14 protein-coding genes are annotated in these 20249 nt (G+C 54.7%); 2 read left to right on the forward strand and 12 right to left on the reverse strand.

The features are described 5' to 3' along the window. Window positions 1–33: 33 nt before the first annotated feature. The 10 genes from G462_RS0104170 to nudF form a co-directional block, all read right to left on the reverse strand. A complete protein-coding gene (locus G462_RS0104170; protein WP_026957869.1) occupies window positions 34–2118 on the reverse strand; it encodes a glycoside hydrolase family 52 protein in 2085 nt (694 codons plus the stop codon). Between the two features lie 424 nt (window positions 2119–2542). After that, the gene (gene rraB / locus G462_RS0104175; RefSeq protein ID WP_026957870.1) at window positions 2543–2920 is read right to left on the reverse strand and encodes a ribonuclease E inhibitor RraB; all 378 of its coding nucleotides are present in this window, start codon (window positions 2918–2920) and stop codon (window positions 2543–2545) included. Continuing rightward, complete coding sequence (locus G462_RS21700; RefSeq protein ID WP_051326520.1) at window positions 2917–3699, reverse strand: 1-acylglycerol-3-phosphate O-acyltransferase; 783 nt, start codon at window positions 3697–3699, stop codon at window positions 2917–2919. The genes rraB and G462_RS21700 overlap by 4 nt, the downstream gene beginning before the upstream one ends. Window positions 3700–3834: 135 nt before the next feature. Further along, window positions 3835–6120 (reverse strand): DNA topoisomerase IV subunit A, encoded by a 2286-nt coding sequence (gene parC / locus G462_RS0104185; protein ID WP_026957871.1) that lies wholly within the window; start codon window positions 6118–6120, stop codon window positions 3835–3837. A 20-nt stretch (window positions 6121–6140) separates the two neighbouring features. Further along, window positions 6141–8537, reverse strand: coding sequence for a putative bifunctional diguanylate cyclase/phosphodiesterase (locus tag G462_RS23775; RefSeq protein ID WP_026957872.1), 2397 nt, complete (start codon window positions 8535–8537; stop codon window positions 6141–6143). Between the two features lie 14 nt (window positions 8538–8551). Then, entirely contained in the window at window positions 8552–10444 is a 1893-nt protein-coding gene (gene parE / locus G462_RS0104195; protein WP_026957873.1) for a DNA topoisomerase IV subunit B, read from the reverse strand. Between the two features lie 6 nt (window positions 10445–10450). Next, complete coding sequence (locus G462_RS0104200; protein WP_026957874.1) at window positions 10451–11029, reverse strand: YqiA/YcfP family alpha/beta fold hydrolase; 579 nt, start codon at window positions 11027–11029, stop codon at window positions 10451–10453. Next, window positions 11030–11854, reverse strand: a complete 825-nt coding sequence (gene cpdA, locus G462_RS0104205; RefSeq protein ID WP_051326521.1) for a 3',5'-cyclic-AMP phosphodiesterase — start codon at window positions 11852–11854, stop codon at window positions 11030–11032. Window positions 11855–11862: 8 nt separating this feature from the next. Then, complete coding sequence (locus G462_RS0104210; RefSeq protein ID WP_026957876.1) at window positions 11863–12303, reverse strand: DUF1249 domain-containing protein; 441 nt, start codon at window positions 12301–12303, stop codon at window positions 11863–11865. A gap of 30 nt (window positions 12304–12333) precedes the next feature. Then, the gene (nudF, locus tag G462_RS0104215) at window positions 12334–12963 is read right to left on the reverse strand and encodes an ADP-ribose diphosphatase (RefSeq protein ID WP_026957877.1); all 630 of its coding nucleotides are present in this window, start codon (window positions 12961–12963) and stop codon (window positions 12334–12336) included. Between the two features lie 222 nt (window positions 12964–13185). On the opposite strand from nudF, the gene tolC reads away from it, so the two are divergent. Next, window positions 13186–14502: an outer membrane channel protein TolC gene (gene tolC / locus G462_RS0104220; RefSeq protein ID WP_051326523.1), complete on the forward strand. Its 1317-nt coding sequence runs from the start codon at window positions 13186–13188 to the stop codon at window positions 14500–14502. A gap of 72 nt (window positions 14503–14574) precedes the next feature. Here the strand turns inward: tolC and hldE are convergent, their stop codons facing one another. Next, on the reverse strand, window positions 14575–16002 hold the full coding sequence (hldE, locus tag G462_RS0104225) for a bifunctional D-glycero-beta-D-manno-heptose-7-phosphate kinase/D-glycero-beta-D-manno-heptose 1-phosphate adenylyltransferase HldE (protein WP_026957879.1): 1428 nt from the start codon (window positions 16000–16002) through the stop codon (window positions 14575–14577). A gap of 150 nt (window positions 16003–16152) precedes the next feature. On the opposite strand from hldE, the gene lpxL reads away from it, so the two are divergent. Next, window positions 16153–17076: an LpxL/LpxP family Kdo(2)-lipid IV(A) lauroyl/palmitoleoyl acyltransferase gene (gene lpxL, locus G462_RS0104230; RefSeq protein ID WP_026957880.1), complete on the forward strand. Its 924-nt coding sequence runs from the start codon at window positions 16153–16155 to the stop codon at window positions 17074–17076. Here lpxL and glnE read toward each other — a convergent pair. Then, entirely contained in the window at window positions 17073–19967 is a 2895-nt protein-coding gene (gene glnE, locus G462_RS0104235; protein WP_211234183.1) for a bifunctional [glutamate--ammonia ligase]-adenylyl-L-tyrosine phosphorylase/[glutamate--ammonia-ligase] adenylyltransferase, read from the reverse strand. The two genes, lpxL and glnE, sit on opposite strands and share 4 nt — an antisense overlap. Window positions 19968–20249: the final 282 nt, after the last annotated feature.

Raw genomic sequence — 20249 nt, forward strand, 5'->3', positions numbered from 1 at the left:
TTTACCCTACGTGTTGCGTAGTTGTTGCGTTTGTTACTTCTCCTGCATCCACAGGATATTGGTGACACAGCGCGGGTAATACTTGCTACCAATCGGCTTACCGGAGCTGAATTGGTCACAGCAGGCATCGGCATGAGCGCCGTGGGTTTGCCAGCGTAAGTGGGCCGCATCGCTCTCAGCGTCCACAGGGAGCGTCATACCTAGCACTTCACGGGCGACGTACTGGTTCAAGAAAATCTTACTGGCCCAGGAGTTATCCGCGGTCGAGGAGAGCTTCCAAGCGTTGTCAGGGTACAAGCAGTAATCGCCATTTAGCACAAACTGCAGGTGACGCTTGAGGGTCTTGATGTAATCGCCATACGGGCCATCTTCAGCCACGGCGTCAAGCAAGCCCAGCTCATAGGGGTACACCAGCGCCTCGATAGCCGGGATAATCGCACTCTTCGATTCACCGTCGAGCACTGCCGGGATAAAGCCCAACTCCTCATCAAAGCTGGCAGCCAGCTTATTGGCGCATAACGTGGCCGCTTGACGCGCTTCATCAGCTTGTGCCTGCAGCCCCTCTTCCGACAATAGCTTCTCTAGCACCAGATACGAGGCCCACGCCTTGCCGGCCAGATAGATGTTGCCGCGCGCCTGACCCAAGCTGTGGTCTAGCGAGTCATAGGTGGTGATCTCACCGCCGCCATGGGTGCGTGACGACTCCATGCTCATAATGCCATCGCGCTTGGCTGCATCAGGATGGTCACGGTTGAGCAGCGATTGCAGGCAGTCTAGCAAGATGCCTTTGTAGCGGGTGCGGAACTCGTTGTCGCCACTCTTGGTGACATACACGCCAGCGCACAGTACCCAGTTGGTCAGCTGCTCGTAGGTCATATAGCTGAAACAGGCGCGGTCCAGCCCACCAATCTCATAGGAGCTATGGCCTTTCGGGCTCCAGTTGTTCGCCACGCCCATATCGTGCACAAAGCTCAGTCCACCGGGCAGCATCTGCTCTGGGTTGGCCGGGTCGAAGGTCTCGTCGTAGTAGCTGTAGTAAGACACTAGCTGCTCGAGCACGTTGCGTACGGTCCATGGGTTCATCTTCATCTCGAAGAACAGCATGTCCACGGTTAAGTCGAGGGTGTTCATCATCAGATACTCCCCTTCGTTCACCACCCACACCGACTGAGTGCCGTCGTACAGCCACTGGGTTGAGCCATAGTAAGAGCGCGTGGCGTGGGCAATCAGGAACTGCTGATCGTCACTGAGGCCGGATTCTGCCAGCTCTCGGTCGTTGTCTTGCGCCAGCTGGGCGTAGCTATCAAAGTGCTCCAAGCCATAGCGCAGCACGTCATTAAGGTGGTTGAAGTGCTGGGTGTAGTAGTAGCGCATCTGGCGGTTGTAGGTAGCGTTGCCTTCAATGTAGACACCCAAAGCAATGCGCAGGGTGTAGCGCTCACCAGGCTGCACCTGCACCTTAAGACCGCCGGTGGGGCCAAGCATAAAGCAGTCGCGATCGCCCATCTCACCCATCGAGCTTCTCACCGAGAAGTGGGAGAAGGCTTCGGCGCGTGTATCCAGCGTGGCAATCCCCATACGGTCTTGGTTGCTTACCCCTTTAAGCGGCAAGGCCTGTTGGTCAACAATGCGGTTCCAGCGCAGCTCTTCGCCTTGTAGCGCAAAGAAGCCAGTCCACTCTTGGTCGCTTTGGTTATCAAAGCTCAGCTCCAGATATACCGCTGGGCACGAAGCCTGTTTAAGGCGGTCCAACTGGGCCAACTCAGGGTCAGCAATCGAGAAGAACGGCGTGAGGATCTTCATCTCAATGCCCGGCGCACTAAAGCAGTCGCTAGACCAGCCATAGTCACGCTCTACGCCGTCAAAGCAGCGCTCTTGTAGCTGTGAGACGTCATCTTTTTGCACGTAACGTTCGCTTTGATCGTTCGCTCCCTGGAAGAAGGGGAAGGTTTGCACCACCTGTTGGTCGTCGACATAGCCAACAAACACGTTTCCGCCATACGCCTCGCCCAACTCCAGGCCTAGGCCGCCAACGCCACCCTGATCACCCACAGTAAAGCTTGAAAGCGCTCCCATGGGAGAGTGGTGTGCGTGGAAATAGGTATCTTTTAGTTTCATAACTGCTCCTGAAAAGGTTGGACGGGATCGCAAGCGGTGAAATATTCACCAAAATGTAAGCGCTTTCCCATTATCCAGCACACTGTATGCGAATTGCTTAACTGACAGCAAAGTGGGAACGGCCAGTCTATGAAGTTCTTCAACAGAAAGCATCGTCTTATGAAACATATGAAACTAAAGCTGTGATCAAGCCGACAATGTCAGCCTTGCTCACGAAATGCAAGTCAGAGCTAAGATTAGCGAACAGACCTTAGACAGTGCGGCTCGTCGATGTTCAAGGCGCGTCCATGTTAAGGCAGCCAAGAGAGAGCAGCAGGCTAACACCTTGCAAGCCGCGAGACATCAAGCCACTTGTTGCAAACCGATAAACTGAAGGCAAAAAAAAGAGCCCGTAGGCTCTTCTTGTCGTCACATAAAACGTCGATTACTCGTCCTCTTCCTCGCCATCTAGCGGGATGAAATAGGTGCCCCAGCCATCGTAGATCACCCGATGTTTATCGGCGATGGTTGCTAGCTTTTCGATATCGACCTTGATGGCATCAGCGTTCAGTGGCGCATCCACCACCACATCAAAACACCATACTGCAGAGCCATCGTCCAGCTCGGCTTCTTCTGCATCAGTCACCTCAAAGCCAGCTTTGAACACGTCTACTGCGGCTTTTTCCAAGATCTTAAAATCTTTGCTGGCAAGGTGGTGCTCAATGGCATACTCCGCATCGGGATCGCTGCCATCGTTGATTAGCTCCTGAATAATCAGGTCGGTTTCTTGTTGCCAGTCAGCAATCACATTCTTCAGGCTCATGCCTCTTGCTCCTTTGCCATGGACGCGGGTTGTGGTTTCTCTGCCAGCTTAGCATAGTCGGCCGCTTCGCCACGTGCTTCCATGGTCAGTTGGTAAATTCGTTGCTCTAACTCATCGTGCACCCGCACGATCTGCTCACGCATTTCTGCCTTCGCCCACGTGCTAACGTCCATCGGCTCGCCCACTTCAACGATTACCTTGCCATTGTTCCAGCGATTAAGCTTGATCTGGCCATGGGTAGACGAGCACGCGATCGGCAAGATCGGCACCTTGGCCTGCATGGCTAGGTGGAAAGCGCCAGTTTTAAACGGCAACAGGCCTCGGCCATAGCTGCGGGTACCTTCAGGGAACATCCACACCGAGATATTACGTTTCTCGATGGCCTCAGCCGCTTGATTAAGCGTGCCGACCGCCTTAGCACGGCGCTGACGGTCAATCAAGATATTACCGGTTAGCCAGTAGACCTGGCCAAATAGCGGGATCCATTTCAGGCTTTTCTTACCAATCGATACCACACCCGATTTCAATGCGAACGGCAAGGTAACCATGTCGTAGGTATTTTGGTGGTTGGCGATCCATACGCCTTTGTCTGGCAGGTTCTTGGTCTTGTAGCGCACCTCAACCTTGATACCGACAAACTTGCCCAGCTTGGCGATCAGTACGCCAATCTGATGCACCAGATCGGGGTGACGAGGCCGGGTCAGGCAATACAGCATCACCAGCGGGAAGCCCAACAAAATCAGGCTCACAATAAAAATAATTCGAACTACGGCTAACATGTTACCCCCTAAAAATCGCAGGCAGTATACAAGCTGGTTTTTTAGTGAACAAGCGTAAGCTGAACACTCTGCCCTGTTCCGACCAGCCAGTAAAAAGGGCAGCGATGCTGCCCTGTCGTTCTGAGTACTGCGAAGCTATGATTGCTCCGGTTCAGACTCAACGGTATCCGGTAGCTCAATCTGGATCTCATCAACCCGCTGCAGACCGCGTGGTAGCTTGTTACCACGGCGGCCACGCTCACCACGGTAGTGGTCCAGATCGCTCGGCTTGAGGGTGAGCTTGCGCTTACCGGCATGCAGGGTGACCGCCGCATTCTCAGGCACCACCGCTACCAGCTTGACGAACTCCTCACGATTCTTGGCACGGGCCGCCGGAATGTTCAGCACCTTATTGCCCTTGCCTTTGCCCAGTTGCGGCAGGCTGGCTAGCGGGAACAGTAGCATCCGTCCTTCGTTGGAGATGGCCAGGCCATGGCTGTTGTCTAAGTCATCGACCGCAATCGGCGCCATCGCTTTACTGCCGCTCGGCAGGGTTAGATAGGCCTTACCGTTTTTGTTCTTGCTGAGCATATCGGCAAACTTACCGATAAAGCCGTAGCCGGCATCGGAGCTTACCAGGAACAACTGCTCCGACTCTGACATCAGCACATTACAGAACAGCTCACCGGCAGCGATATTAAAGCGGCCAGTCAGCGGCTCGCCTTGGCTGCGGGCCGAAGGCAGGGTGTGGGAGTCGAGCGCATAGCAGCGCCCTGCGGTGTCGAGGAACACTGCTGGTTGGTTGCTACGCCCGCGGGCACTCACCAAATAACTATCACCGGCTTTGTAGTTAAGCGCTTGGGGGTCGATATCATGGCCCTTGGCGCTACGCGCCCAGCCCTTGTCAGACAGCACCACGGTGATGGCTTCATTCGGCATCAGGTCTTTTTCGCTGAGCGCCTTGGACTCTTCGCGCTCAACCAATGGCGAGCGGCGGTCATCGCCGTAGGTCTCGGCATCGGCCATCAACTCTTTTTTGATCAAGGTGTTAAGGCGACGCTCGCTGCCCAGAATCAGCTGCAGCTTATCGCGCTCCTCGGCCAGCTCTTTCTGCTCGGCGCGGATCTTGATCTCTTCCAGTTTGGCCAACTGGCGCAGTTTGATTTCGAGAATCGCTTCGGCTTGCTTGTCGGACAGACCAAAGCGCGCCATCAGCGCTTGTTTGGGCTCGTCTTCGCTGCGGATGATCTCGATGACTTCGTCGATATTGAGGAAGGCAATCAACAGACCATCAAGGATATGCAAGCGCGCCAGTACTTTATCGAGGCGGTATTGCAGACGCTTGCGCACCACATCGCGACGGAACTCCAGCCACTCTTTGAGGATCTGGATCAGCCCCTTCACCTGTGGGCGACCATCCAGCCCCAGCATATTCAGATTAGCGCGATAGTTACGCTCCAGATCGGTGGAGGCAAACAGATGGTTCATCAGCTGTTCGACATCAACCCGGTTAGAGCGCGGCACCACTACGATACGAGTGGGGTTCTCGTGGTCAGACTCATCACGCAGGTCCACCACCATCGGCAGCTTCTTGGCCTGCATCTGCGCGGCAATCTGCTCGAGGATCTTGGCCCCCGAGGTTTGGTGCGGCAGCGCGGTAATCATCACCTCACCATCTTCAATGGTGTACACCGCGCGCATCTTGATCGAGCCACGACCGCTTTGGTAGATCTTCTTCAGCTCGCTGCGCGGGGTGATGATCTCGGCTTCGGTCGGATAATCCGGTCCTTGCACGTGCTCCAATAGCTCATCAAGCTCAGCCTTGGGTTTGTCCAGCAGCACACTGCAGGCTTTGGCAACTTCTCTAGCATTATGCGGAGGAATATCGGTGGCCATGCCCACCGCAATACCGGTAACGCCATTGAGCAGAATATGCGGCAGACGCGCTGGCAGGCAGCGCGGCTCTTTCATGGTGCCATCGAAGTTGGGGATCCATTCACAGGTTCCCTGCCCCAGCTCACTTAATAAGACTTCTGAGAACTTGGACAGGCGCGCTTCGGTATAACGCATCGCGGCGAAGGATTTCGGGTCATCCGGGGCGCCCCAGTTACCTTGGCCGTCAACCAGCGGGTAGCGGTAGGAAAATGGCTGGGCCATCAACACCATGGCTTCATAACAGGCGCTATCACCGTGGGGGTGGTACTTACCTAGCACGTCACCCACGGTACGCGCCGATTTCTTATACTTGGCCGTGGCGCTCAGGCCTAACTCCGACATGGCGTAGATAATACGTCGCTGAACCGGCTTCAGGCCATCGCCGATATGTGGCAGGGCCCGATCCATGATCACGTACATGGAGTAGTTCAGGTAGGCCTGTTCGGTGAACTGACTCAGTGGCAGGCGTTCAATACCTTCCAAACTGAGCGTGCTGGCATCTGTCATGCTCTAAACTAACCTTTTGTCTAACTTGATAAAACTTCGGCCGCCCGTTCATATTGCCAGAAGGTCTCGGCACGGGCGGGCTTACCGATATAGTAGCCTTGGGAGTAATCGACCCCCAATTCGATAAGCTGTTGATTTAATTCACCGCTCTCCACAAACTCCGCCACGGTTTTGTGACCCAGCTGGGAGGCAATGTTGACCAGCGCCTGGATAAACACCTTATTGGCGTGATGCAGCCCAGCCTCGCGCACAAAGGAGCCATCGATCTTGATGTAATCCAGCGGCAACTGCTTGAGCGAGTGGAACGACGAGTAGCCGACCCCAAAATCATCCAAGGCAATCGCACAACCGAGCTCCTTCAAGCGGCGGATATGCTCTTCGGCCTGTTGTAGGTTGGGCAGCGCAGCGGTCTCGGTGATCTCAAAGATAATCATCTCACCGGGAATGTTGCGGCTGTCGAACTCCCGGGCAATTCGCGAGATCACCCGTTCACTACAGAACGAGCGCGCCGATAGGTTAATCGCTAACTTGTCATGGCAGCCCATTTGTAGGTTGTCTTGCATCTGTTGTAGGGCACGTTGTACCACCCACAGATCGATATGCTCGACCCGGCCACTCTTCTCGGCGGCCAGAATAAGCTGATAAGGCGAGTGCAGCGCACCGTCTTCGTCACGCACCCGCAGTAGCACCTCGTAGTGCTCCACCCGATTGCTCAGGTTATTCATGATCGGCTGAAAGTGCAGCTCCAGCGCATCGCGCTCGATACAGTGCTGAGCTAAGTCCAGCCAGTAGTGACGCTGGGCCAGCGCCTTGCTTTCATGACGCACCTGGAAGCTGACCACACAGTTTTTGCCGTTCTCTTTGGCCTGATTCACGCTGATATCGGCCTTGCCCATCAGCTCTTCATAGGACACGCCATGTTCCGGCGAGGCGACAATCCCGACACACGCCGCGGCGCTGTGGATTATGTTATGCCCCGGCACATGCACTTGGTCGAACAGCGAGATGATCCGCTGCGCCACGGTGCGGGCGCTGTTCTCGTCGGTATCTTCGAGGAATACCGCAAATTCATCACCGCTGATCCGCGCCATCAGTACGTCGTCGGGCAGCATCCGCTTCAAGGTCACTGCCACCCGGCGCAATAGCTCATCACCAGCGCTATGGCCGCTGATATCGTTCACCAGCTTGAAGTTATCCAAATCGATCAGCAGCAAGCTTCCCGAACACTCATCTTGCAGCCGCTGGGTGAGTTCGCGCTCAAACTTACGCCGGTTGGGCAATGCGGTCAGGCTGTCAAAGTTAGCCACCCAGTCGAGCTCTTCGGCGCGCGATTTGAGCTGCTGCTCCAAGGTTTCCAGCTGGTAGGAGAGGCGGATCAACGCGCTATCTAACTGGCCGGATTCATCGCTCATCCAGCGCTTACCGTGGCGTTGCAGGTTGTTGCGGAACAAGCTGTGGGAAGAGCGCCCCAGTAGCGGCAAGCTAATGATAGTACGACGAATTCGAGTCAGTGGCGGGTGCAGGATCACCGCTACAATCAGCAATGAACCAGCCAATAACATGGCACCAAACAGTAGATTGTTACGGTCGGCTTGATCAAACTGCGCCAGCTCCGATGACACATCATTGAGCAGCAAATAATACAGAGGTTGCTCATAGCTGGTGCTGGTGATCGCCAGGCTATTCACCTCACTCGGACCTATCGGCGTATCCACCACCGGTGAGCCATCGACAATCTCATTCAGTTGATAACGCTGCAGCAACTCCACCAAGAAGGACTGATCCTCATTGGGTACGTTGCTATAGAGCAGGCGCGGCTTGCCCGCATCATCCTCAGAGACAATCAGATAATAGGCGGCATCGATGGCGGGTTGATAACGCAGCATTTTGGCCAAATCAACCCGATAGAATACCTTTAAGGGCGCAGCGTTAGGCCGCTCAAGCTTTGCCACATACAGCATCGAGCAATAGGATTGACAGTCAACCAGCCAGTTCACTTGCTCCGGCTGGTAAGTTACCGCATGCATCCAGCGCCCCGCCCCTTCGCTTTGCTCAAAGTCGCCATACTGCAGGGCTTGTCCAGCACTATGGTCAAGGGTGAGCATGCCAGATACGGGAAGATTGGAGTGAGTTAGCAGACTATTCCAGTAATCTGCCATCGCCTGCTTGGCGCTGCGGTTTGACCCTTCGAACATCACTTGCTGAGCCGCAGTCAGGGATTGTAGACGCTCAGACAGCTCTCGGTAGTAGGCCTCTAAGCGCACCGCATTGCTTTGGTGTTGCTGCTGACGATGCACCTGAAACAACTCGCTCAGGTTATCCCGGTTGAAGCTGATCATGCCGATCTGCGCAATAAGCAGCACGCTGAATAACACCAGCAGCGCCTTGTTTGCCAAACCTAATCGCAACGGTTGCATCGCCATCCCTAGTTTTAGTTAAGTTCGGTAGCCATATTGCCCTTGGTTTCCAACCATGAGCGGCGATCTGAGGATCGCTTCTTGGCCAATAACATATCCATTAACGCCAAGGTTGCCCCTTCATCATCGATGGTCAGCTGAACCAAACGACGGGTATTGGGATCCATGGTGGTTTCGCGCAGCTGAAGTGGGTTCATCTCACCTAAGCCTTTGAAGCGCTGAACATTTATCTTACCACGCTTTTTCTCAGCTTCGATCCGGTCGAGGATCCCCTGCTTCTCTTCTTCATCCAGCGCGTAGAACACTTCTTTGCCGACATCGATGCGGTACAGCGGCGGCATCGCCACATACACATGCCCGCCTTCCACCAACGCCCGGAAGTGGCGGGTAAACAAGGCACACAGCAAGGTGGCAATGTGCAGACCATCCGAGTCGGCATCGGCCAGAATACAGACCTTGCCGTAACGCAGACCACTTAGGTCTTGGCTATCTGGGTCGATACCGATGGCCACCGAGATATCATGTACCTCCTGTGAGCCAAGCACTTCACCGGCGTCCACCTCCCAGGTATTGAGGATCTTACCGCGCAGCGGCATCACTGCCTGCATCTCGCGGTCACGCGCTTGCTTGGCACTACCGCCTGCCGAGTCACCCTCCACCAAGAACAGCTCACCTTCGAGTGGGTCTTGGGTAGAACAGTCGGTCAGCTTACCGGGCAGGGCCGGGCCACTGGTCACTTTTTTTCGAGCAACCTTTTTGCGTGAGCGCATCCGCGCCTGAGCATTGGAGATACACATCTCCGCCAGCTGCTCGGCCTGATCGGTATGGGTGTTTAGCCATAGACTGAAGGCATCTTTCACCACGCCGGAGACAAAGGCTGCGCTTTGGCGTGACGACAGGCGTTCTTTGGTTTGACCGGCAAACTGCGGGTCTTGCATCTTCACCGACAACACGTAGCAGCAGCGATCCCATACATCATCGGGACTGAGCTTCACCCCGCGCGGCAGCAGATTGCGGAACTCACAGAACTCACGCATTGCATCCAACAGGCCTTGGCGCAGGCCGTTCACGTGAGTACCACCGTGCGCGGTGGGGATCAGGTTCACGTAGCTTTCGGTTATCGCTTCGCCGCCCTCCGGCAGCCAGCTGACCGCCCAATCCACCGCCTCTTCGTTGCTGGAGAAGGCGCCGGTAAAGGGCTCTTCCGGCAGACTGACGTACTCGCTAAACGACTGGGCTAAGTAGTCTTTCAGGCCGTCTTCAAAACACCATTCATCGACTTCCTTGGCCACCAAGTCATTGAACTTAATCGATAAGCCCGGACAAAGAACGGCCTTAGCGCGCAGCAAATGGCGCAGGCGAGAGGCGGAAAACTTGGGGCTGTCAAAGTAGCTGGCGGTGGGCCAGAAGCGCACGATGGTACCAGTGTTGCGTTTGCCAACAGTGCCAGTGACTTCCAAGGCTTGTACGGTGTTACCGTGCTCAAAAGCCATCTCAAATAGCTGGCCCTCACGCTTAACCTGCACCTCAACCCGGCTGGAGAGCGCATTCACCACAGAGATCCCTACCCCGTGCAAACCACCGGAGAACTGGTAGTTCTTGTTGGAGAACTTACCGCCGGCGTGCAGGCGAGTGAAAATCAGCTCCACACCGCTGATGCCTTGCTCGGGGTGGATGTCGGTGGGCATGCCACGGCCGTCGTCCTGAACCTCAATGCTTTGGTCGGGATGTAAGGTCACGATAATCGATTTAGCATGGCCGGCCAGCGCCTCGTCGACACTGTTATCAATCACTTCCTGAGCCAAATGGTTAGGACGGGTAGTGTCGGTATACATGCCGGGACGGCGTTTTACCGGGTCCAGACCACTTAGAACTTCAATCGAATCGGAATTGTATTGTTCAGCCATAGCAACTTAATCAAATAAAAAACTGAGAATATCTGGGCAATAACGCTGAAAGCCCTGAAAACTGTGGTCACCGCCCTGCTCTATGGTGAGGCGTGCCTGCGCATATTCGCGCTCGGCCAGACGATAATCCAAAACTTCATCATCGGTTTGCAGCAATACCCACAGCCGCGAAGCGCAGCTAAGTTCTATTACTTCCAAAGCACGCAGCTCGTCGATATGCTGCGGCTCCAGCTGGTAGTGCTGCTGGGTGTAGGGGTTGAGCTGCGGCCCAAGATAGTCCTTGAGCAGGTTATAGGGCTGCACAGCAGGGTTGATTAACACCGCCCACGCACCAAAGTGCTCGGCAACACGGGTCGCCAGAAAACCTCCCAGTGAGCTACCAATAACCCCTAATGGTCGCCCCTGATGAGCGCGAACTAACTGCTCAATCTGCCGCCAAGCATCCATGGGATGACAGGCCAGCTGTGGGCATAACCACTCAATGCCTTCCCGCTGCGCCACCAAGGTGCGCATCTGCTCTGCCTTTAGCGACTGTGGCGAGCTGTTAAAGCCATGCAGATATAGCAGGACCGGAGAGGCGCTCACCTAGTAGCCTTTCGATTTCGGGTCTGGCAAGAAGCTCTTGTCAGGCAAGCGACGCACCCGGGTCGATATCGAGCCATCACGGCACAGCTTGATATAGCGCCAGCCCGGCTGCTGGTGATCCAAGGCAAACGCCGCCGATAGCGGTAAGAACTGAATACAGGTGCTGGGGCTGGCAAACACCGCCAACTTGCCGCGCTGGAACTCGAAGTTCTGATGGACATGGCCACACAGCACCCCACGCACCTTGGGATAACCATCGATGATGCTAAAGAAATCTTGGGCATTCTTTACATCGTGTTGGTCCAGCCATTTACAGCCGACCGGCACGGTGTGGTGATGCATCACAATCAATACATACTTGTCTGGATGGGCTTTTAATGCCGCTTCCAAACGCGCCAGCTCCGCGTCTGCCAACATCCCATGAGGCTTACCACTCACCTGGGTATCCAGCATGATCACTTGCCAATGCTCGCTGATCAGATGTTTTTGCGGCATCAAGCCCCACTCGGGCAGGCGCTGCATGTGCTGTTGTTGGTCATGGTTGCCGGGAAGGTAAAAACAAGGCTTGTTAAGAAGGCTTACCACATCGGCAAAACGGCGATACGACTCTTCGGTATGGTCCTGCGACAGATCACCGGTCGAGAGCACATAGTCGAAACTCGATTGATCTTTTGCAATGGCATCGATGACGGCAGAGAAGCTCCGGTAGGTGTTAACCCCGAGTAACTCGGTTCGCTCACTGGCGAACAGGTGCGGGTCGGTCACTTGCAACAACCGTACGGCACCGTCATCGGTTTGATTAATCTCTATTTTTTCAAAAGTCACAATACTATTTAATGATCCGAGCCTATACTCGGCTCAATGCTAATTCGTTGTTTTAAACAAAATGCCAACCAGTCGTTAAGGAACTGATTTACTTGGTGCTTTTCATCCCGATGAAGCATTTTCTTATTCGGGTAATCATAGCGCGGCTGTAGGCGATAAATCTGCTGACTTGCACACACTTCGGCCAAACGCGCATCATGGTACAGCCGGACCAGCAGATGCGGTTGCAAATACGCCAGCTGGCCCTCGCCCGCCTGGGTAATTTGAAGTAGCGAAGTATACCGTGTTTGCTCCATATAATGCAGCAGATAGCGGCTCCCCACCAAGGTGCTGACATCTAAACGGCTACCCGCCTTTTCATCCATTGGGAACAAGCGGTTAAGCAAAATATAGTTCGCCGAATAGAGCTGCATTAGCTGGTCTAGATTGACATGGTATTTTCTCCCCATTGGGCGACTCTCTTATGACAATCCATGTATTTACAGCCAGCGCTCTCGCACCTCAGCTAAGTTCAACTGCAACCACTGCAGAGCGATGACCGCGGCGGCGTTATCCACTCGCCCTTGTTGCACCCAGACGAAGGCCTCTTCTCGGCTCACAACTTTCACCTGGATGTCTTCATCCTCGTGGGCCAAACCGAAGTTACCTCCAGCCTCACTGGCATCCACTTCTCCTACATACAGGTATATTCGCTCACTTAAACCGCCCGCGCCCGGTAGAAAACTCGGTAACGGCAGCACTCGCTCAACCTTTAGCCCAGCCTCTTCCTCGGCTTCGCGTAGCGCCACCTCCTGAGGAGGTTGGTTGCTGTCGAGCATACCAGCGACAATCTCTAGCAGCCAAGGCGAGCTAGGGCTCTCGAGGGCACCGATACGAAACTGCTCAATCAGTACCACGCTATCCAATTTCGGATCGTACAGCAAGATAGCCGCTGCGTGGCCCCGGTTTAGGCACTCGCGGGTGAACCAAGGACTCCATCCGCCGGCGTACAAGCGATGGCGCAGTGTAAAGCGTTCCATCTTGAAAAAGCCTTGATACACCGTTTCTTTGGATTTGATTTCGACGTCTTGGCGGGTAAATGCGATATCGTGTTGCTCTTTGTCAATCATGCTATTCCTATCTCATCCTTGCATATTTCTATAATTTACCCAACTTTACTTACTCTACAGAGGTTTAGCGCTAGTGCAGCTTAACTTTAAAAGTTAAGCTGTTATACACTTTGTGCTTACACCGAGAAGCGGATTCTGTCTGGATAGTGTAAGCAAAGACTCAGATATCAATCCATCTTAAATCAACTTTGCCCCGTCTATGGGGCGAAAAGGATAAAGGTAATGAACCTAAAACAACGCTCTCTTGTTGCAGCCTGCGCCCTAGGCTTGCTGGGTGGGCAGGCCTACGCTGATGACCTGCTGCAAATCTACCAGTTGGCGCAAACCAAGGATCCGGTAATCCTTCAAAGCAAGGCCCAGCGAGATATTGCCTTCGAGCAGATCAGTGAATCCCGTGCCAGTTTGTTACCACAGGTTGCCGTATCAGCCGGTCTTAGCTTTACCGCTGTAGACAGCGATGTGGATAGCATTACCAATACCAACGCAAGCCTTGGACTATCTCAATCGATTTACTCTAAGACCTTGTGGACCACCCTGAGCCTGAGCGAAAAGTCAGCCACCCAAGCCGATGCCGCCTATGCTGCTCAGCTGCAGAACCTGATTATTCGTGTCAGCAGCGCCTACTTTGACGTGCTACGCGCCCAAGACAACCTGAGCTTTGTACAAGCCAACAAAGAAGCGGTTGGCCGCCAGCTCGAACAAACTAAGCAACGTTTCAATGTGGGCCTAACCGCCATCACCGACGTGCACGAAGCGCAAGCCGAATTCGACCGAACCTTGGCCTCTGAGATTCAAGCGCAAAACCAGCTGTCGAACAGCTATGAGGCGCTACGTGTGCTGACCGGCGTTGAGCACCGCAACCTGAATATCTTGAACACTGAGCGTTTCACGCCTGCGCCGCTGGATAACGGCCGCCAGTACTGGCTGGATACCGCCACTGACCGCAACCTGGAGCTAAACGCCCAGCGTATCGCTAAAGAGATTGCTAACCAGCAGATCGACTTGGCGCAATCGGCTTATGGCCCGACTCTGGATTTAGCTGCCGGCATTGGCTACGACCGTAACGACTATGGCAACGAAACCCTGTTCCAGAGCAACAACGACACCACCAGCGGTAACATCGGCCTGCAGTTCAATATGCCGCTCTACACCGGTGGCGCGATTAACTCGCAGGTGAAGCAAGCACAGTTTAACTATGTATTGGCCTCAGAAGCCCTAGAGCAAAGCTACCGCTCTGTACAGAGCACCGTAAGCTCGGTAGTTAACAACGTCAGTGCCAGCATCGGTTCAGTACGTGCCTTCGAGCAGACTGTAGTGTCGTCTAACAGTGCACTAGAAGCGACTGAAGCCGGTTTTGAGGTAGGTACCCGTACCATCGTTGACGTACAAGATGCTACCCGTAATCTCTACTCAGCTAAGCAGCAGCTAGCTGACGCGCGCTACGACTACATCTTGAATATGCTGGCGCTTAAGCAAGCGGCCGGTACCCTGAGCGAAGAAGACCTGATTGCAGTAAACAACGGTCTGATGCCTCAGTAATTGAGACTGTCTGATGCAAAAAAGGAGAAGCTTAGCTTCTCCTTTTTTATTGCCTGCAGTTGCTGATTCGGCTCAGTTCTGCTGACGGATCACATTGATGATCTCAGAAGTCGAACAGCCATCTTCAAAGTTAAGGACTTTGACCTCGCCGCCATTGGCGATCACTTCCTTGCCACCAGCGATCTCTTCTGGCTTGTAGTCACCACCTTTTACCAGCAGGTCCGGCAATACGCCGCCAATCAAACGCTGTGGCGTGTCTTCTGAGAAGCTCACAACCCAGTCTACCGCGCCAAGGCCTGCCAATACTGCCATCCGGCGATCCACCGGGTTAACCGGGCGGCCATCGCCTTTAAGGCGACGTACTGAATCGTCATCATTGACAGCCACAATCAGTCGTTGGCCGAGCTTTTTAGCGTGGTTGAGGTAGCTCACATGACCGGCGTGCAGGATGTCGAAACAGCCGTTGGTCATCACCACTTTCTCGCCGCGGCGCTTGGCAGCATCCACCGCGAACTTAAGCTGCTGTTCAGTTAACACACCAAATCCGGTTTCTTGGCTGCCATGGATGGCATTGGCCAACTCGATGGTCGACACGGTAGACGTACCCAGCTTGCCAACCACGATACCTGCTGCGGCGTTAGCAATCGCACAGGCCTCATCCAGTTCGGCGCCAGCGGCCAGCGCACTCGCCAAGGTTGAAATCACCGTATCGCCAGCGCCGGTGACATCGTACACCTCTTGCGCCTGAGCTGGCAGGTGCAGCTCGTCCTGACCGCGACGGATCAGGGTCATACCGTTTTCGCTACGGGTCACCAGCAGCGCTTGCAGGTCCAGCTCTTCGATAAGCTTCAGGCCACGGGCCACAATGTCGGCTTCATCGACACACTTACCGACAACCGCTTCAAACTCACCAAAGTTAGGGGTGAGCAAGGTCGCGCCGCGGTATTTGCTGAAGTCGCTGCCTTTCGGGTCGACCAGAACCGGCACCTTGTGCTCGCGCGCTTTGCTAATCAAAGACTGCACCTGAGACAAGGCACCCTTATTATAATCTGACAGGATCACCACCTGATGCTCGGCGATCTGCTTGTCAAAGTGGCTAAGCAGCTGGCTGGCATCAACGCCATGGAAACCTTCTTCGAAATCCAAGCGGATCAATTGCTGATGACGGCTTAGCACCCGCAGCTTGGTAATGGTCGGATAATCTTCGTAGGCAGCAAACTGACAGCTAACACCGATCGCTTCTAGGCTACCGCGCAGCGCATCCGCCGCTTCGTCCTGACCACTCATGCCCAGCAGGGTCGACTGCGCCCCCAGTGCCACCGAGTTAAGCGCAACGTTGGCAGCACCGCCCGGGCGCTCCTCGATTTGCTCAACTTTAACTACCGGTACCGGCGCCTCGGGAGAGATACGGCCAGTGGGTCCATGCCAGTAGCGATCGAGCATAATATCGCCCACTACCAAGACCTTCGCTTGCGAGAATTCAGGAAGGATCACGCGCATTGTTCTGCCTCGTCGAAAAAAAAACCCGGAGAGTTTATCATAGTCGCCCTTAGTATTGCCCTAGATTGCTTTCAGGAATAGCGGGATGGCTCTCAGGAATACCGGGATTGATCGTATCTTCAGGAAATCTGGCAACCAATAATTCAAAATATGACTAATAATTCATCGCCAAAACTACAGGCCCACTACTTTCATCCTCGTAACTGGGGCGCATGGCTGCTGATCGGCTTGATGTTCAGTATCAGCGTGCTGCCGATGGTTGCCCAACACTACCTCGGGCTAGGAATCGGCCGTCTGGGCAAGAAGCTGTTGAAATCACGGGTACGCATCGCCCGACGCAACTTAGAGCTCTGCTTTCCAAAGAAAACCGAGCAACAGCGCGAGCAGATCCTGCACGGTTGCTTTGACAATATGGGCCATGCGGTCATCGGCACCGCGAACGCCTGGTTCTGGTCGACTAAGCGCTTTGAGGCCGTGGTTGACGTACAGGGCCTAGAGCATATCGAAAAGCTCCGCCAACACCCCGGCGGTATCCTACTGGTCAGCATGCATTTTTGGACGCTCGAGAGTCACGCCCGCGCCTATGGCTTATTTGACCCGGGGGTCGGCATCTACCGCCCCAACAAAAACCCGGTTTACGAGTACTTTCAGTACCATGGCCGCACTAAGAACAACAAATACCTGGTAGAGCGCAAGGATGTGCGCAGTATTATTAAAGCGCTGCGCCAAGAAAACGCGGTGTGGTACGCACCGGACCACGACTATGGTCACCACGCCTCGGTGTTTGTACCATTCTTCGCCCAGCCGCAAGCTGCGACCATTACTGGCACCGCAACACTGGCTAAGGTAAAGAACACCAACTTGCTGGTCACCTACGCCCTGCGCAAACCCAAAGGCGGCTACACCTTGATCATCGAGCCGCCTATCGAGAACTACCCGGTGGGTAATGACGAGCAAGACGCACGCACCATCAATGGCCATATCGAGCAAGCCATCGCCAAAGCGCCAGAGCAATACATGTGGATCCACCGGCGCTTTAAATCCCGCCCAGACGGGCAGGACAGCTTGTACTAGGTCGCCGAATCAGCGTTAGCGCGTGGCAAAAATTGCTGCCACGCCTGACACACCACCGATAAATCCAAATCAAAGCGCTGCCGTTCCACCAGCCTTGGCTGGCCCTGCAGCGACTGGCGGTGGCCTTCGTCGCGGATATCTAAGTAAGCCTGAATCAAGCCCAAGGTCTGCTCCTCGCTGAGCAGCCCTAACTCGCCTGCTACCTCGAAGATCCGCACATTGTCGCTCCAGCGCATTAGCTCCTTCGATTCCGCCGCATTGGCCAACACAAGATACTGAGCCAGAAACTCGATATCGACCATCCCTCCGGCGCTTTGCTTGAGATCGAAGATATGCTCGCTTTCGCGGCTAAGGTGGCCCTTCATCTTGTCGCGCATCTCAATTACTTGGGCTTGTAACTCCGCACTCTGACGCGGGCGACTTAAGATCTCCTCACGCACCTTGCCAAAGCCTTCACACAAATCGCTATCGCCGTAAATCGGCCGAGCCCGCACCAAGGCCTGATGCTCCCAAGTCCAGGCCTGCTGGCGCTGGTAATCGGCGTAAGCTTCTAAAGAGGAGACCAACAGACCGGAGCTGCCCGATGGGCGCAGCCGCATATCCAGCTCATACAACACTCCCGATGCGGTGCGGGTGTTGAACAAGAACATAATCCGCTGGGCAAGCTTTAGGTAGAACTGCTTGGCATCGATGCTCTTCTCGCCATCGGTATAGTGACTGCTCTCGCTGTTGTGCAGGAACACCAAGTCCAGATCCGAGCCGTAGCCGGTTTCAATGCCGCCAATCTTGCCATAGCCAATCACCGCAAAGCCGCGCTCTCCTTGCTCAAGGTGCGATGGCTTGCCAAAGCGCTCAGTAATCTGAAGCCACGCCTGCTCGACCACCGCCTCAACGATCACCTCGGCCACCGCTGTCAGGTGATCGCTCACCTTCATCAGCGGCAATGCCCCAGCGATATCAGCGGCGGTAATCCGCAAGGTTTGGATCTGCTTGAACTGGCGCAGCGCTTCCATCTGCTGCTCCATATCCTCGGGTGGGATGCGCAACATAAACTCGCGCAGCTGGGAGCGATAGCTCTCCGGCTCTACCGGACTAAACAGCAACTTGGGATCGAGCAGCTCATCGAGCAAGATTGGGTAGTTAGCCAACATATCCGCCAACATCGCACTGCCGGCACACAGACGCAGCAGCTGCTGCAGCGCAGCGGGGTTCTCAGCCAACAGTTCTAGATAAGCGGTACGCTGGACGATCCGCTCCAGCAGCTGCATCACCCGCGGCAGTACCAGGTCGACCTGTTCATGGGTCAGCAGCTGTTGCAGTAAGCATGGCATCAGGCGCTCGAGGGTCTGGCGGCCTCGTTGGCCGATCTGGCGGCGCTCCAAGGCATGCATAAAGTGATAGAGCGCTTCGACCCTCGGATTTATCCGTTCTTGCTCGTCCACCAGCGACGCCATTACCTGCGTCAGCTCCTCGCGTTTAGCGCCACAGTGCCAAAGGTCTTCATACACCGGTTCAGCTTTCCCGGCCTGCTGCTCTTCCTCACCAATCGCTTGCTGGAAGAAGTCATTAACCTCTTGATGCACCGTTTGTAGCTGTTGGTAGAAGCTGTCCCAATCGTTTTGCTGCATGGCCACGACTAATCGCTGCTGATTAATCTCGTCGGTGGGAAGAGTCTGGGTTTGCTGATCATCGAACTGCTGCAGGGCGTTTTCAACTCTACGCAAGTAGAGGTAGTTGCGGCGCAGCATCTGCGCCTCTTGGTCAGTAAACACCCCCAGTTGTGCCAGCTGCTCCAGCGCTTGCAGTAGCGAGCGGGTTTGCAGGCTGGGTTCACGACCACCGCGGATCAACTGGAAGGCCTGCACCACAAACTCAATTTCGCGGATCCCACCACTACCGAGCTTGATGTTGTCCTTCAGGCCCTTGCGGCGGATTTCTGAGTTAATCATCGCCTTCATCGAGCGTAGCGACTGTACTGCACTGAAATCGATGTAGCGGCGGTACACATAAGGGCGAAGCATCTGTTTAAGCTCGTCATCCAGCTCATACTGGCCATTGAGCACCCGCGCCTTAACCATGGCGTAGCGCTCCCAGTCCCGCCCGTGGTGCTGGTAGTAATCCTCAAAAGCGGAGAAGCTGATCGCCAGCGGACCAGAATCACCAAACGGGCGCAGCCGCATATCCACCCGGAACACAAAGCCATCGCGGGTGCGCTGGTCGAGCAGCTGGATCAGCCGTTGGCCCATGCGAATAAAGAACTGCTGGTTAGCAATGCTGCGACGTGCGCCTTCGGTTTCGCCGTTCTCGGGAAAACAAAAGATAAGGTCGATATCCGATGAAAAATTAAGCTCATGCCCGCCCAGTTTGCCCATGCCGATCACCACCAAAGGCTGAGCCTCGCCCGCTGCATTAACCGGTGTGCCCCACTCCTTACTGCATTGCTGATAGAGCCAGTGATTGGCCTGCTGTACCAGCAGGTCGGCAAGTTCGCTCAACTGCACAATGCTGTGCTCCGCCGCTTGGCCCAAGCACAGTTCTTTCCAGGCGATACGCACCATCTGTTTACGACGGCATTGGCGCAGCACCTTTTGTGCGGCCATATCATTGATTTGCGTGGCTAAGCGCTGTTGTAGCTCGTCGGCAAGCGCCTTGGCATCGAAGGGGGAGCTTAAGTCTTGCTGCTGCCATAGCTCCAACAGCAGCTGCGGCTCGGCAATACAGGACTTCGCGATAAAGTCACTCATTGCAAATGCCTGCAGTGTGGCGCTGCGCTGGGCGCCATCGAGCTGCGCTACATCCGGGTTGAGCGAAGCAAGTTGCTGCCAGTATTTACCGGCAAGTTCAGTAAGGGTCGAAGGCAAAGAGGAGTGGGTCGCCATTGCATGTTCCATAAATCACATCCTGATGGATGAATAATAACGAGCATAGTTAGACTAAACTACCGAAGTACCACGTTATTTTTGTCATTCACGAGCTCAAGGAGTGAGCCATGTTGGAATATTTAGCATTAGGGCCTGATTATCTTTCGGTTCGCTTTTGCAGCGACTTGTAGGCCAATCAAGGAAGGAAAAGACTGTGCAGTGTAGCCATCTACATAAACAGGCTTTGACGCAGAATGATTGGCCTACAAGTCACTGCCCTTCGGGTTCATTTAAACGCCATCTGCGCTGCGT

The organism is Aliagarivorans taiwanensis DSM 22990 (assembly GCF_000429505.1).
Classification (GTDB): Bacteria; Pseudomonadota; Gammaproteobacteria; order Enterobacterales; family Celerinatantimonadaceae; genus Aliagarivorans; species Aliagarivorans taiwanensis.